General features: G+C 52.7%; 12 protein-coding genes. 6 read left to right on the forward strand and 6 right to left on the reverse strand.

Going from position 1 to position 14,920, the window contains the following annotated elements:
* The 4 genes from AC5S16_RS03485 to AC5S16_RS03500 all read right to left on the reverse strand — a co-directional run bounded on the left by AC5S16_RS03485 (position 1) and on the right by AC5S16_RS03500 (position 6,134).
* On the reverse strand, positions 1-1,260 hold the full coding sequence (locus tag AC5S16_RS03485; RefSeq protein WP_493928618.1) for a carbohydrate binding domain-containing protein: 1,260 nt from the start codon (positions 1,258-1,260) through the stop codon (positions 1-3).
* Positions 1,261-1,281: 21 nt separating this feature from the next.
* Complete coding sequence (locus AC5S16_RS03490; RefSeq protein WP_493928619.1) at positions 1,282-3,624, reverse strand: GumC family protein; 2,343 nt, start codon at positions 3,622-3,624, stop codon at positions 1,282-1,284.
* A gap of 10 nt (positions 3,625-3,634) precedes the next feature.
* Positions 3,635-4,894 carry an O-antigen ligase family protein gene (locus tag AC5S16_RS03495; protein WP_493928620.1) on the reverse strand — a complete coding sequence of 420 codons (1,260 nt, stop codon included), beginning with the start codon at positions 4,892-4,894 and terminating at the stop codon, positions 3,635-3,637.
* A gap of 142 nt (positions 4,895-5,036) precedes the next feature.
* Positions 5,037-6,134 carry a glycosyltransferase gene (locus AC5S16_RS03500; RefSeq protein WP_493928621.1) on the reverse strand — a complete coding sequence of 366 codons (1,098 nt, stop codon included), beginning with the start codon at positions 6,132-6,134 and terminating at the stop codon, positions 5,037-5,039.
* A 398-nt stretch (positions 6,135-6,532) separates the two neighbouring features.
* Between AC5S16_RS03500 and AC5S16_RS03505 the strand changes: the two genes are divergently transcribed.
* From AC5S16_RS03505 to AC5S16_RS03530, 6 genes are read left to right on the forward strand one after another with little or no spacing between them, the layout of a single operon-like run.
* Complete coding sequence (locus AC5S16_RS03505; RefSeq protein WP_493928622.1) at positions 6,533-7,678, forward strand: hypothetical protein; 1,146 nt, start codon at positions 6,533-6,535, stop codon at positions 7,676-7,678.
* 19 nt (positions 7,679-7,697) lie between these two features.
* Positions 7,698-9,689, forward strand: coding sequence for an asparagine synthase (glutamine-hydrolyzing) (asnB, locus tag AC5S16_RS03510; RefSeq protein WP_493928623.1), 1,992 nt, complete (start codon positions 7,698-7,700; stop codon positions 9,687-9,689).
* Positions 9,686-10,906 (forward strand): glycosyltransferase family 4 protein, encoded by a 1,221-nt coding sequence (locus AC5S16_RS03515; protein ID WP_493928624.1) that lies wholly within the window; start codon positions 9,686-9,688, stop codon positions 10,904-10,906. Before asnB ends, AC5S16_RS03515 begins: the two co-directional genes overlap by 4 nt.
* Positions 10,888-11,508 (forward strand): sugar transferase, encoded by a 621-nt coding sequence (locus AC5S16_RS03520; protein ID WP_493928625.1) that lies wholly within the window; start codon positions 10,888-10,890, stop codon positions 11,506-11,508. Before AC5S16_RS03515 ends, AC5S16_RS03520 begins: the two co-directional genes overlap by 19 nt.
* Complete coding sequence (locus tag AC5S16_RS03525; protein ID WP_493928626.1) at positions 11,505-12,161, forward strand: acetyltransferase; 657 nt, start codon at positions 11,505-11,507, stop codon at positions 12,159-12,161. Before AC5S16_RS03520 ends, AC5S16_RS03525 begins: the two co-directional genes overlap by 4 nt.
* Before the next feature lie 51 nt (positions 12,162-12,212).
* Positions 12,213-13,385 (forward strand): DegT/DnrJ/EryC1/StrS family aminotransferase, encoded by a 1,173-nt coding sequence (locus AC5S16_RS03530; protein ID WP_493928627.1) that lies wholly within the window; start codon positions 12,213-12,215, stop codon positions 13,383-13,385.
* Between the two features lie 16 nt (positions 13,386-13,401).
* Here AC5S16_RS03530 and AC5S16_RS03535 read toward each other — a convergent pair whose 3' ends face one another.
* Both AC5S16_RS03535 and AC5S16_RS03540 read right to left on the reverse strand, forming a co-directional pair.
* Complete coding sequence (locus AC5S16_RS03535; protein WP_493928628.1) at positions 13,402-14,427, reverse strand: polysaccharide biosynthesis/export family protein; 1,026 nt, start codon at positions 14,425-14,427, stop codon at positions 13,402-13,404.
* Positions 14,428-14,499: 72 nt separating this feature from the next.
* Positions 14,500-14,920, reverse strand: a 421-nt coding sequence (locus AC5S16_RS03540; RefSeq protein ID WP_493928629.1) for a hypothetical protein, incomplete at its 5' end; no start/stop codon positions are given.

The raw sequence follows: 14,920 nt of genomic DNA on the forward strand, positions 1-14,920 counted from the left end.
CTAAAATGGCTCCAGCCTAATGTCGTCTATCCAGAATTTCCCTTGTATACTCGTCTCCCCAGGATGGCGCAGTACAGCGAACATCAGCAGTTTCGCGTCTGGCCCGGTTTGCAGTACTGTTTCGATGCGGTGCCAGGCAGTAGTCCCGGTAGTTTCTTCCGTCGAGCCATAGATATCGTTGCTGTAGCCATCCAGAATGGCGAGCATCGGACCGTTTGCAGTTTCAAGATCCTCACTTTTCACCCATGCTGAAAGACGGTATCTCCTGTTGGGTTGCGCAGCAATATATTGGGAAATACCGGAATCGCCATTGCTCCCCTGATAGGCTAACCTGACTGCGCGATCTCCGCTATGAACTTCAGCTTGGTCTAGAGTTACAGTAATATCCGGTCTGGAAGCGTAGCGCCAACCAAATCCGGAGTTAAGTATCTCCTGAGAAAACGAGCCATTCATAATCAGATTGCCTTGCCGCAAATATGCCTGGAGGTCTTTTGATCGCGATGAAAGCTGCTGCCAGGCTTCCCATGCCTGAGACACATTATGGGCTTGAATCTGGCTGTCTATGTAAAAGAGTGCCTGGTGATAGTCCATACCGCTATTCAATCCAATGAGAGCCGACCAGACCTGATGCGCTGCTTCGGCCTCGCCTGCCGACAGCAGCAATTTAATAAAAGCGAGGTAAACTGCCGGATTTGGCGGCAGCATCCCCTGGATGTCGCCCATGTCGTGCAGCGATTGCCAGCAGATGTTCAGCGTCGGCTCAGCGAGAGAAGGATCCTCGCGCAGAACAATGGCGAACTGCTTCAGGGCTTCCGATGTGTTGCCCTCTGCAAGGAAGAAATTAGCGACATTCCATATTGTGTCGGGAGTTGTTGGATCGACAGCAAGGGCCTTGTGAATCGCGACATCCGTCGACTGTTTATCGCCGGCTGAATAATATGCCTGCGCGAGATCCAGCCAAATAGATGAGTCATACGGATTCAGCTCTGAAGCTTTCTTGCACGCATCCATCGCTTGTCCGGGTTTCTGGGAAGCAAAGATCATGCTGCGGCATAGCAAATCATGATACGTAGCGTTTCCTGGCGCAAGAGCAACAGCTTTTGCAATTGAGGATTGGTCCGAACGCTCAGAGAGCCGATATGCTCGATATGCTGTGACTACAAACCACGCATAGATCGCGCAAGCTGCGGTACAGAAAACGAACATAAGTTCTCGTTGTGGCCAACCTTGCTTTGAGCCTTGATTTGATGTCCAAGCCATGCAAATTTCTTTGGCTCCTGGCTAGGAAGACCTGGTTGTCGTCTGGTCCCGCTCGTGGTTCATATTCTCGCCGGTCTCCGGAGAGCCGTTGGACGCTGTTTTTTGACCATTGGCATCATTTTCGGTGTAGTTGCGATAACGCGCACCATAGTGGTATTGGTAATAATCCGGTGAGGCTAAATCGGCAGCATTCACCACAATGCCGAGCAGGCCGGCATTGACACTCTGGAGAAGATCGCGAGTTCGACGAACATGAGCCACTGTAGTCTGCCCCGAACGAACAATTAGAATCACCGCATCTGTCTGGACGGACAGAAGAACAGGATCAGTAACTGAGATAACAGGCGGCGAATCCACGATGACATGGTCATAATCTTCGCCCCATTTTTGTATTAAGTCCTGCATCAGAGAGGAACTTAATAACTCTGAAGGATGCGGAGGTATCGGACCCGCAGGGATTGCAAACAGATTAGGCTGCATTGTGGTCTGGATTGCATCGCCGACGTTCGCACCGCCTGTAAGAATATTCGACAGCCCTGCCTGATTTTTCAGGCCAAGCACCCGATGAATACTTGGACGACGCATATCCGCATCAACCAGAAGAATTCGTTTACCTTGTTGGGCCAGAACAATGGAGATATTGAGGCAGGTCATAGTCTTCCCATCCTGAGGAACTGAGCTCGTGACAAGGATGGAACGCGGCGGACGGGAAGCACTTGAAAGCAGAATCGACGTACGCAGCGCGCGATAAGCTTCAGCAATTTCCGACTGAGGCTCCAGGTAGCTGATCAGTGGACGTGAACCTGCATTGTTGTTAAGAGACTTTTTAAGCAGATGTGCCCTCGTCACGCCTGTTGGTACTCGTTGAAATACCGCCTGCAAAGGAATCACTCCCAGAGTTGGCAATCCAGATACGCTTTCCGCCTGTTCCGGTGTTCGCACCGTGGTGTCAAGCGCCTCCAAGCCAAAAGCCATTGCAATGCCACCAGCGAGACCAATGAGAAACGCGAATTCAAGGTTTCTCGGAATATTTGGCCTGGCAGGATGTAACGGTACACGCGCCCTGTCCACCACACGAATATTGCTGGAATCCAGGCCCGCAGCCAGACTGGCCTCTTTGAGTTGCTGCAGCAGTCCATCGTAGAGTTGCCTGTTTGAATCCGCTTCCTGCTTAAGGACCTTATATTCGATTGCGTTCTCGCTCAACTGGTCAGCGATGCCTGTTTGCTCGGTGAGGGCAGTCTGCAGCATCCGCTCGCGGCCTACTGCTGCCTGGTAATCATTCTTGATCCGCGACACGCTACTCTGGACCTGCTGCTGATAGCTACGATCAATCTGATCAAGCTGGTTCTTGATTTCGCCAACTCGTGGATAGCCCGGACCGAACTGAGTGGAAAGCAGCGCATACTGGCTTTCGAGATCTGTTTGCCGTTGGCGCAGAGCGATGAGTATAGGGTCCTGGAGAACAGCGCTCAACGTTTCTGGATTACCCGTTGTTGCAATCTGATAGAGCGATTCTTTTTGAATGCGATCTCCCTGCGCTGCTGTCAGTTCTTTGTTCAATTCATCCAGTTTTTCAGTCGTAAGATTCTGCTTGTCATCCGTGCCAACGATGTTGTGTTCTTTCTGATACTGGACCAGCTTAGCCTGGGAAGATTCCATTTTGACCTGCAGATCAGCCAGCTGCTTCGACAACCAGTCCGCAGCCTGGATCGTGCTGTCATAGCGCGATTTCACATTCTGCTCGATGAACGTGGTCGCGATACCATTTGCGATATCCGCTGCGAGATCCGGATTAGAGTTGGAGTATCGGATTTCAACAAGAGATGTACCGGGCACCTGCTGTACCCGTAAGCTGCCCTGCAATCTATGAATAAGTTGTTCCTGACGTATGCCTTCCGCTCTTGGCGATTCTGAAACAGCGATGCCGCCGCTGGTCTGCACACGGGCTGTACCGGCAAAATCAGGACGCGTATCCAAACTCAGGCGATGAACAACCAATTCCGCCATAGTGTCCGATTGCAAAATTTTGACTTTCGTATCGATGTCCCGCTGTTGATCATCGGTAGCCTGCGTCGTATTGTTGTCCTTCATGGTGAGCGGGCTGGATATCTGGGGAGAGATCAGAATCCTGGTCACTGCGTCGTAAATTGGCGTGGTGCGTATGCTAATCAAGGCCGCCATAGTAACGATGACAATGACGCATACGATCACAGTCCATTTGCGCTTGACCAGCATTCGCCCGTAATCACTGAGCGAGCGGTCCCGGACTGGCAGTCCGTACATCTCCTCGAGATTCACAACTCTGGGTGAATCTCGACGTCCGGGTTCGGAAGATTTCGGGGGTAATCTTCCTGCTTCCATTCTGCTAACCTCACGCTTTTCCAAATAAGCTACTGGATTCCGATTGGCTGCGCCTGCTTGTCACGATCGCTGTTAAAGCGAAGAAGAAGGCGGCATTCGCTGGAATCTGGAGATTGAAATCCACAAATCCGTGGACCAGAAGACCGATACAACCTAGAAAGGCAGCGAATGCCAAACTGGCTCGCATGCTGCTTTGCCGATGCCTGAGATTTCGAATGCCTTCGCGGAATAGCAACGTAAGAAAAGCCGCGGCACAGCCAAAGCCAACAACGCCTGTTTCGATGAGGACCTGAACAAAATCGTTGTGTGCCTCATTTACCCACAAATTTGTAAAAAAACTTCGGAACGAGGGATATGCGACAGAGAAAGTTCCGAGACCCCATCCCAGTAGCGGGCGCTCACGCAACATCCTCATACCGTCTTTTACGATTGCAATGCGCCCTGTTGCTCCCGCATCGGTAATCGGGTTAAGCAGACGCGCAAGCCTCTCCACGAGTCCCGGAGGACGCAGCCAGATAAGCCAGACAACAAGTGCAATGCACAAACCACTGAGCAGCAGGATATCCCGATATGCAAGGCGGCCGTGCCCCAATAAGACCAGAGAAAGAATCGCTAACTCCACGGAAAAAGTGATCATGCCCCCAAGGGATTGGGATAAGAAAATTGTGCTGCTTGTAACAACCGCGGCAAAGAGAAAAAATACCCGGCTTGCTCTTCCGGCTCGCGAGGAGATCGCAAATATGATTGGAAATGGAACGAGCATTTCCATTAAACCGGCGTAGTGAGCATGATTCACATACGGTCCGTATATCCATCCGCCGTGCCGATTTGTTACAACCCAATAAATCTTTCCATTTGACGTAAACTGCTGGACAATCGCGAAGAGCGCGAGAAGGAATCCATACCCTACGCAAAAATATCCGAAGATAGAAAGCCAGTGCTGCTTCTGTAACACTTGAGATACAAGAAAGAACAGTCCTGCATAACTGGCCCATAACAGCCCCTTAGTCCACGTTGCATACCAGTATGCAGTCAGGTGAAAAACAATCTGGACTAAGACAACAGCGGCAAAAAGCGTCATAGGTATGAACAGCGGATTCGGAATGACATGGAAACCGCCATTGGCTACTTCTCTCGCAGCCCACACCAGAATCAACGCTGATACCGAAACTTCCATGACGCAGATGCTCCATGGCTGAACGGTGCCGAAGGCCAACGGGCCAAATCCCAGGAGCGCGCAAATTCCTGCCACCAGAACGACATTCAGCATTCGGCTAATCGGGCTTGCCGGCGCAGAGATCGGGGCGGTCTTCCCAGGCCTGGGATTGGTTTGTAGCAAGGTCAGGATTTCACTCCTTGAACGCCGCTAAATTGTACCGAGACTGGAGTGTACCGCCGCAGCCCGGCGATTGTCATTTTCGAATGATTTCAGCCTGTTCCATTACCAGCACCGATTCATACATCTGTATGTAGCCGTCAACGGTTTTTTCAATGCTGAACTGGCGTGCCCGCTGTCGGCTCGCCCGGGACATTTCGCGCCGTCGTTCAGGTGAGCTGATTAAAGCAGTCAGATGCCGGGCCAAGGTTTTGTCGTCTCCTGCGGGAAAGAGAATCCCTGCATCCGCAACCAGCTGCGCGAGACCGGGAATATCACTCGCCACCACAGGCAGACCTGCCGCCATTGCCTCACATGCGGCGATGCCAAAACCGTCAGCATGAGCGGAGTGAACATAGATATCGGATGCCTTCAAGACAGTAGCCACATCGGGTCGCCAGCCGAGAAACGTAACACGATTTCTGACTCCAAGAATCCGGGCCTTCTCTTCCATCTGGTGGCGTAAAGGACCATCGCCTACAAAAAGAATGTGGGCATCTCGCACAGCAGTTAGAGCTCGCAGGATCGTGGCATGATCTTTCTCCGCCACGAACCTTCCTACAAATACGAGCCGTACAATACCATCTGGCACACCTTCAACTATGGCTGGGTGAGCATTCTCGAATGCGACAAGTGGAATTCCATTCGGAATTACTACAACTTTCTCCTCAATGCGTGGGCACCACGAGACGAGATTCTTTGCAGTGGCCTCGCTGTTACAGGCAATGCGCTTGTAATGCGGATACATCCACCGGTCGATGGGCCGCCACCACCATCGACGGCGCGCATTCCAGGTGCTGTGTTCGGTAGCGACCAGAGGTATATGCCCCCCCAATCTGTTTGCTGCAAGAACTGCCCAGAGCAGCGCGGGAAAGAGATGCACATGGACAATGTCGTATCCGCTCATGAGTCTGGACAAGGCGAAAATCTGTCGCGGCGAATACAAGCTGCGCACACCTGTAAAACGCAGATCAACCTGCTGCTCCTGCAATAAATGTTCGAGAGGGCTGGGCCTGCGAATCAATGCAAGTACATCGCACCTCACACCTCGCGTCTGAAACTGAGGAGCCATGGCCGTCAGCATAACTTCAGCCCCGCCCTGATTCAGAGAGTCGATGATCTGGAGGACGCGCATATCGTTACCTTGATGAAGTCCTGGTCATGAATTGACCAAAAATACATGATCATTCACGCACATGCTAGACTTGGAGCGATTGAACACACTGTCAGACACTGGGTCGAGGACAAATGGATGTTCCTGTTACAAGAACCATTTATGACCGGATCAGTGTAGCCCCTCCGCGAAATATTGCCCGATATCTGCAAGTCATCAGATTGATCCTGATTCTTTCGATTGTCTCGTTTCCTTTCTGGCTGACTGCGCTTTTTTTTACCAGCGCTCAGGATCACTCCATCATCTCGTCTCTCATCTGTATCCCGATCCTGGCCATTGCCGGCACGATAGCAATCGTGCATTCTACGCAGAATGACCCTTATTTGCGGCGTCTGTTGTCGGCTGGCCTTATAGCGCATATGGCCGCTGCCAGCGTATTTCTCTGGGTAGGGCTTTTTATCTACGGCGGAGTTGTGGATGCATTCCACTATTGGACAGTGGGCTGGCAGATCGCGCAGGATTTTCAAATCATCGGTTGGGCTGCATTTCAAGCTCCTTATTGGAGCACAAATCTGATCTATAACATATGCGGACTTGCCGTGCTATTGATCGGTGGCGATGCCATGCCAACCATCTTTATTGCATTTGCGCTCGTGCCTCTTGCAGGTGGATATCTGTTCTATCGCGCGTTCACCATTGCCTTTCCAACTGGCGACCGATGGCTCTTTGGGCTTCTCGTCGTTTTATCACCGTCTCTTTTATTCTGGTCGAGCTTTGTGGGGAAAGATGCGCTCATCCAATATTTCATTGCTTTAACATGCTATGGATTTGCCAGGTTGACGCAACATCCCAGTCCTAAAAGTACTCTTATTTGTGTTGCCGGGCTTGCCGGTGTTCTTCTGGTGCGAGCGCACGTGGCATCCATGCTCGCAATGGCTATCACATTTCCTTATATTGCAGCCAAGTCGAGAAGTGCCAGCGCCAAGGCAGCAAAAATAGTACTTATCCCAATTCTGGCGGGCTGCACGTACTTTCTCATTAAACAGGCAAGCAGTTTTATTGATTTCCAGACCGACAGTTCAGCAAGCATCTTCCAGCAAGCAGATATGGTCACCAGAAATAGCCAGATTGGTGGATCCGCATTTAATGAAAAAACTTCATTACCGCTTCGCATTGCTGAGTCCCCTTTCCTGCTGATTCGACCGTTCCCATGGGAGATGCGTAGCTGGATTACCATTCCGCCTGCTCTGGAATCGGTGGGATGGCTACTACTCTGCTGGTATCGGCGGCGGGAAATCTGGGCGACGCTGCGGCACTGGCGGGACCCATATGTGTCCTTCCTTTTAATGTATTCAGCCGTCTTCGCAATCACCTTTGGAGGATCGATCAGTAACTTTGGAATCCTCTTGCGCCAGCGCATCATGATGACACCGTTGGTGCTCATGCTGATCTGTGCGAAGCAGAAAACCACAGTTCCAGGCGTTCCTCGCATTGCGGGAAGGAATGTAAGGCCAACGCACACTGCCGGCATTCCACAACCAGACCACATTCCAACCGGAGCCTAAGCCCAGGAGCGAAGCGACTATGTGCGGCATCGGCGGTTCTCTTGATCTGGGCTGTACAAAATCGGCTGAAGCATTAGAACGCATCTCAATGCGGATGGCGAATACTCTGCGGCATAGGGGACCGGATGACGCTGGAGTCTGGGTAGATGCGGAAGCAGGCATAGCGCTCGGCATGAGGCGGCTTTCGATTCTTGACCGTTCTGCTGCAGGACATCAGCCTATGGAATCGCGCAGCGGGCGCTATATTCTCGTCTTCAATGGCGAGATATACAACTACGATGACCTGCGGAACGAACTGTCGGCTTATGTATTTCGCGGAACCTCCGACACTGAAATCATGCTCGCAGCCTTCGAGAAATGGGGCGTGGAGCAGTCCGTAATCCGCTTCAACGGAATGTTCGCTTTCGCCTTATGGGACCGCGACGAAAGAAGCCTGACTCTCGGGCGCGATCGCTTCGGCGAGAAACCGCTCTACTACTCCAGAATCGGCACACAATTGATCTTTGGCTCCGAGTTGAAAACTCTGAAGGCACATCCTGACTTTTCTGATGAAGTAAACTCACAGGCTGTCGCGCTCTTTCTCCGACGCAGCTGTATCCCCGCGCCGTATTCGGTCTACAGGAATACCAGCAAGCTGCCTCCTGCGACTTTATTGAAAGTCTCTGCTGCTGATTTTGCATCGATTCCACGCACATATTGGTCGCTGCAGGAAGTCATCAACCGGAGTGATTCAAATTCTTTCCGGGGAAACGAACAGGAAGCAGTAGAGGAACTGGATTGCTTATTGCATGATTCTGTACGCATTCGCATGCGCTCGGACGTCCCTCTCGGAGCCTTTCTCTCAGGAGGTATCGACTCATCTACAGTTGTGTCGCTGATGCAAGCCCAGAGCAGGTCACGAGTCAGGACATTCTCGATCGGAAATCATGACAAGGAGCTTAACGAAGCAAGGGAAGCTTCTGAAGTGGCACGCCATTTGGGAACGGAACACACTGAACTCCACGTGTCTCCCAAAGAGGCGATGGCTGTCATCCCCTCGCTGCCGCAAATCTACGACGAGCCATTCGCAGACAGCTCACAGATTCCGATGATCCTGGTTTCCCGATTGGCTCGCGAACATGTAACTGTGAGCCTCTCAGGCGATGGCGGCGACGAGCTCTTCGGCGGATACACACGGCACATCTGGAGTGATACTGTCAGTCGCCGCCTGTATCGCTGGCCGCTCTTTCTGCGCAAAATAGGAGCTAGGAGCATCAGGACAGTGTCGCCCGATAACTGGGACTCTCTCTTTCGCGCCTTAACGCCTGCAACTCCAGCCCAGTGGCAACAGCGAATGCCCGGATACAAGCTCCATAAGCTGGCATCGCTGCTGGAAAGCCGGGATGTCCATGCGCTGTACGAAAACATGGCTTCGCATTGGCTGGATATTGATGCAATTTTTCCGGAGACCGCATCCCCGGCATTCGCAAGCCATCCCGACCTTGACTATGCTGCCGAAAAGATGATGTTTACGGATGCAGTCAGCTATTTGCCGGACGATATTCTGGTGAAACTGGACCGGGCTACGATGACTGTCGGTCTTGAGGGACGCGTTCCACTGTTAGATCATCGGGTAGCAGAATTCGCATGGAAATTGCCTCTGCACATGCGGATTCGCCAGCGGCAGGGCAAGTGGATTCTTCGCCAGGTGCTTTACCGTTATGTGCCGCGCGAAATAGTAGACCGCCCGAAATCGGGCTTTGGCATACCGCTGGCAATCTGGCTGCGCGGACCTCTTCGGGACTGGGCCGAATCGCTTCTGAATGAAAACCGCCTTCGCCAGGATGGATATTTCAACACCGCGCCAGTTCAGAAAATATGGCGCGAGCATCTCTCCGGAAAAGGCAGCTGGGAATATCATCTGTGGGACGTGCTCATGTTTCAGGCCTGGCTCGATGAAACCCGCCGCGAAACAAACAATCAACATACTTATCCTCATAACATTGTCACTGCGGCCATAGGAAACGCATGAGCAGCGATCGCATCAGCGTTCTCCATGCAGTGACCGACTCCATAAGCACAGTTCTGATGCGTGGACAGCTGGCCTATCTGAAGGCGAACGGCTTCGAGACTTCCCTCCTGTCCAGCCCCGGCGAGAAGCTGGAGCAGGTTGGCGCACAGGAGGGCTGCTCAGTATTTGGCGTTGCTATGACGAGGGAGATATCACCTATATCGGATTTAAAATCCCTCTTCGGAATATGGCGGCTTCTCCGTCAGCTCCATCCTGTGATTTGCAACTCTGGCACTCCTAAAGCGGGACTATTAGTTGGACTCGCTGCCTGGCTCGCGCGTGTGCCTTGCCGTGTGTATACGCTTCGCGGCTTGCGCCTCGAAACTGCAAGCGGTATCAGACGAATGATCCTGATGACCGCAGAAAAAGTAGCATGCTTCTGTGCGCATCGCGTCGTTTGTGTAAGCCCCAGTCTGCGTGAGCGCGCGGTTGCTCTGGGCATCGTTGCGCGGTCAAAAACAGTGCTGCTTGGCACAGGGAGCAGCAATGGGGTGGACCCCAGCCGATTTGAGCCAGCTTCGGAAAGTACGGCGTCATCGATGGACTTGCGTCGAAGCTTAGGCATGCGCCCTGACCAGCCAGTCATCGGCTTCGTAGGCAGATTGACCAGGGACAAAGGGCTTCCTGAGCTGGTCACAGCGTTTCAATCCATGCGCAGGAAATTGCCGGAGGCCGTTCTGCTGCTGATTGGCGACTACGAACACGGAGATCCAGTCCCCGATAACATTAGAAACGTGATCGAATCGGAACCATCGATTCATCATGTAGCGTTCACTTCTCAGGTCGAGCGGTATTATCACGTGATGAATGTGTTTGCTCTGCCTACTCATCGCGAAGGCTTCCCGAATACAGTTCTCGAAGCACAGGCCGCAGGGCTTCCCGTCATTACAACTGTAGCTACCGGAGCCATAGATGCGATTGAGGACGGTAAGACTGGATTACTGACTCCTGTCGGCGACGCTGATACATTGGCTGCGGCAATGTTATTGCTCCTCTCAGATCCCGGCAAAATTCAGTCCATGGGACGAGCAGGCCGCGAGCGCGTCCTGCAGAAGTTCAGAAGTGAGACCGTGTGGGACGCATTAGCTGCAATGTATCGCACCATGCTTCAGGAGCGCGGCTATTCCCTTCCATCTCATTCCCGCGTCGAGGTCGCGCGATGCGCTCACAGCCAATAGAATCGGCCTGCAAGCGCCTGTTTGATCTCGCAGTCGCATCCATTGGGCTGGTAGTCTTTGCTCCGCTGATGGCAGCCGTGGCCCTGGCAATCCGTTTGACTATGGGTAAGCCAATACTTTTCCGCCAGGCAAGGCCAGGACAATTTGAGCAGCCCTTCATACTCTTCAAATTTCGAACTATGATTGAATCCCAGTCTCCTGAGATCGATCCGTCGACTGACGCTGCGCGTCTGACCAAGGTGGGTGGCGTGCTGCGGCGCTTCAGCCTCGATGAGCTCCCTCAGCTATGGAATGTATTGAAAGGCGAAATGAGCCTCGTAGGCCCGCGCCCGCTGCTGATGGAATATCTCGCTCGTTACTCGCCTGAGCAGTCGAAGCGGCACCTCATGAAGCCGGGCATCACCGGACTGGCACAGGTAAAGGGCCGCAACACCATTACCTGGGAAGATAAGTTTGCCTGGGACATATGGTATGTTGACCACTGGAATTTCTTGCTTGATCTTCGCATCGTTTTGTCCACGGTGGGAATTGTCATCCGGCGGGAAGGCATCCATCAGAAAGGCCACGCGACTATGGAAAAGTTTGGAGCAGAGCGGAGGTGAAAGCACCTGGCGAAGGCAGCGTGATCATTTATGGCGCAAGCGGGCATGGAAAGGTCGTCGCCGACATTCTGCGCGCCTGCGGTACGGGAATCGAGGGCTTCGTCGACGATGATCCCTCGAAATGCAAGTCGTTCTATGACGCTACCATCTTAGGCGATGCAAAGTGGCTTGCTGAAGAAGCTGCACGTCGACCGGTGGCAGTTGCACTCGGCATTGGCGACAATTTTGCCCGTCGCGATGTTGCAGGGCGCTGCGCCATTCTCGGTATTACCCTGTTCACCGCTGTTCATCCATCAGCAACTGTTTCAGCTTCAGCGAAGATATCTCCGGGTGTTGTCATCATGCCACATGTTGCTGTGAATGCCGACTCCGTCATCGAAGTGGGGACGATCATCAACTCCGGTGCGATTGTCGAACATGATTGCGTTATCGGGAGTTTCGCACATCTCTCACCGCGGGTTGCAATTGGCGGAAATGTGCTGATAGGCGATCTCTCATGGCTCGGCATCGGATCAACGGCTATTCCCGGCATCAAAATCGGCACAGGCGCGATCATCGGTGCTGGCGCCACCGTTATCCGTGACATAGATGACTGGGTGGTGGCAGCAGGTACTCCTGCGCGCGTTTTGAAACAATTGGTGCAGCGAATTTAGCGGATGAACATTTCCACCCAAAACCAGCTTGCAATCGAAGGCGGACGCCCAATGCGTGAACGTCCATTCGCTCCTTGGCCTTCTTATTCGCAGGAAGAAATCGCAGCAGTTGAGAAAGTCCTCGGCTCAGGAAAGGTCAACTACTGGACAGGAGACGAGGGCAGAAAATTTGAAAGCGAGTTTGCTGCCTTTATCGGCTGCAGACATGCTGTTGCGCTGGCTAACGGCACCCTTGCGCTGGAGCTTGCACTCGAAGTACTCGGGATCGGTCCGGGGGATGAGGTCATCGTTCCCAGTCGCACATTTATTGCGTCTGCCAGTTGTGTCGTAATGCGGGGAGCGCGGCCCGTGGTAGCCGACATCGATCGGAATTCGCAAACAATTACGGCAGATACAATCCGGCCTGTTCTCACTCCGCGCACTCGCGCCATCATTGCGGTACATCTCGCGGGGTGGCCATGCGATATGGATCCGATTCTCGATCTCGCTCGCGAACATCAGTTAAAAGTCGTCGAAGATTGTGCACAGGCGCATGGAGCGACTTACAAAGGGCACCCCGTCGGATCCATGGGCGATGTCAATGCGTTCTCATTCTGCCAAGACAAGATCATGACCACTGGCGGCGAAGGCGGCATGCTGACGACAAACAACACTGCCCTTTGGGAACGCGCGTGGGCGTTCAAGGATCACGGAAAAAGCTACGAGACTGTTTATAAAAAACATCATCCGCCCGGATACCAATGGCTGCATGAGAGCTTCGGCACGAACTGGCGGCTTACCGAGATGCAGAGCGCTATCGGTCGCGTGCAGTTGCAGAAACTTCCTCAAACTGTTCAGGCAAGGCAAAGATTCGCAGGTATGCTGTCTGAGCGCTTCTCCCGAATTCCCGCTTTACGCGTGACCAGACCGCCCGACGGCATCTTTCATTCTTACTACAAGTATTACGTGTTCTTATATCCGGAGCGCCTTCGGAAAAACTGGAACAAGCAGCGCATCGCCGATGCTATCAACGCGGAAGGCGTGCCGTGCTTCAGCGGCAGCTGCAGCGAAATCTATCTGGAGAAGGCCTTTACTGCAGAGCTTAGGCCGCCGCAGAGACTGCCGGTTGCAAGAGAACTGGATGAAACCGGGCTGATGCTTCTCGTTCATCCCACGCTTAGTGACGCGGACATGGAGGACACTGCCAATGCGGTAGAAAAAGTCCTTGCGCACGCGGTCCGGTAAGCAAAATAGAAATCCCTTAATGATAGATGCCGTAGTAGGCCACGCCCGAAGCCAGAGCGACGGCGATATCGGCTGTTCGGGAAGCTGCCTGCTTGGCCCTGCTCGATGGAATAAAGAGGATATCGTTTGACTGCATGGGTATATCTGGAGATTTTGAGACAAGAATCTTGTCGAGAGGAATTGGAATCTCCTGCTCGCCTCCAGCCTCACGCCTGACAATCCTGGCTTTCCCAGGCTTCGCAAACTTCGCGAGCCCATGGGCCATGGCAACCGCCTTCATCACGGTGTATTGACCCTTTTCATCCATCAGGAACCCGCTGGGAGCAAGCACTTCACCGACAACGTAGATGACTCCCGCCTTGGAGACAATGATTGTGTCTCCTTGTTGCACAGGAACATTTGCATCGAGTGATTTGACGGGATCGCTGGTAAGATACACGGTTTGCGGGTTCGTGCCGTCCTTATGAGTAATGATTACGGCTTGCCCTGCACTTGCCGACGCGCCTCCGGCTTCCGCCAGGATGTCGAAAAGTTTCCCTGACCCCACGATCGGATAGATTCCAGGTCTGCCCACTTCGCCCATCAAGACAATTCCATTGGAATAGCTTGTGATAACAATGCTTATGTGAGGAGATTTGAGCACAGCTTTTTTCAAATAGGCTTGTTCAATCACTGCCTGCGCATCTTCCACATGCATCCCTGCAACATGCACATAGCCGATAAGTGGCATGTAGATGTCACCTGCGCGATTTACCGCTGACTTCTGCGACAGGTCCGGCGCGCCGAAAATGGAAACATCCAGCACGTCTCCGGGCGAGATGAAATATTGCGATTGATCGGCGGCAGGCACAGCCGTAATTGTCGTCGACGCCGCCGGATTTGCAGGCACGGTCTGAGACTGGGAAGGCACTGCACCATTCGAAGGATTGACCTGAGTATTTGTATTGTTTGTCGTCTGCGCTGGACTCTGAATAAAAGCGAATATCAGGGCAGTAGTCAGGACGATCCGCAAACTAAACCGCGGAATCTTGATCAATGACATGTTTTTATAACGAGTCGCCCGGGTAACGCAGATCAATCCTTCCCCCAATCCAAGCGAGTCCACTATACCGCATTACCGGGCAACAGTATCAAGCTTCGATAACCTGTCGAACAGAGCATCCGAAGCCAAAGGCACCCGGGGATACAGGGTAGAAACACGGCTTTCAACATACAACTCAACACCTGCTGGATCAAGAATCAATTCCTTAAAAATACAAACGGCTGCCTGGGCAGGGACGAGCCATGGAAGATGGCGTGTCGTCAGGTGCGCCTCATTGCGGGATACGAACTCCCAGTCAGCATATTCCGGATAATGCTCGTGGTGCTGGTAAAAATAGGTCTGCTTATTCAGGTCGACGCCGCATAGAACAACGCGCTTATAGCCCATCAGCATAGCAAGAGCCATCATCGCGATTACAGAACCGCCATACTTGAATAGCCATGACACTTTTGCATGCGGAGTAAAGGCTCCAATCGAGTCCAAATATCGTATG

Source organism: Acidobacterium sp. FHG110202_01 (assembly GCF_059115305.1).

What these genes read in the sequence shown, in the direction of transcription:
- AC5S16_RS03505 (WP_493928622.1), top strand. Translation starts at nt 6,533, where the DNA reads ATGGCCGCTGCCAGCGTATTTCTCTGGGTAGGGCTTTTTATCTACGGC.
- AC5S16_RS03490 (WP_493928619.1), bottom strand. Translation starts at nt 3,624, where the DNA reads ATGGAAGCAGGAAGATTACCCCCGAAATCTTCCGAACCCGGACGTCGA.
- AC5S16_RS03535 (WP_493928628.1), bottom strand. Translation starts at nt 14,427, where the DNA reads ATGTCATTGATCAAGATTCCGCGGTTTAGTTTGCGGATCGTCCTGACT.
- AC5S16_RS03495 (WP_493928620.1), bottom strand. Translation starts at nt 4,894, where the DNA reads ATGCTGAATGTCGTTCTGGTGGCAGGAATTTGCGCGCTCCTGGGATTT.
- asnB (WP_493928623.1), top strand. Translation starts at nt 7,698, where the DNA reads ATGTGCGGCATCGGCGGTTCTCTTGATCTGGGCTGTACAAAATCGGCT.
- AC5S16_RS03530 (WP_493928627.1), top strand. Translation starts at nt 12,213, where the DNA reads ATGCGTGAACGTCCATTCGCTCCTTGGCCTTCTTATTCGCAGGAAGAA.
- AC5S16_RS03515 (WP_493928624.1), top strand. Translation starts at nt 9,686, where the DNA reads ATGAGCAGCGATCGCATCAGCGTTCTCCATGCAGTGACCGACTCCATA.
- AC5S16_RS03520 (WP_493928625.1), top strand. Translation starts at nt 10,888, where the DNA reads ATGCGCTCACAGCCAATAGAATCGGCCTGCAAGCGCCTGTTTGATCTC.
- AC5S16_RS03500 (WP_493928621.1), bottom strand. Translation starts at nt 6,134, where the DNA reads ATGCGCGTCCTCCAGATCATCGACTCTCTGAATCAGGGCGGGGCTGAA.
- AC5S16_RS03485 (WP_493928618.1), bottom strand. Translation starts at nt 1,260, where the DNA reads ATGGCTTGGACATCAAATCAAGGCTCAAAGCAAGGTTGGCCACAACGA.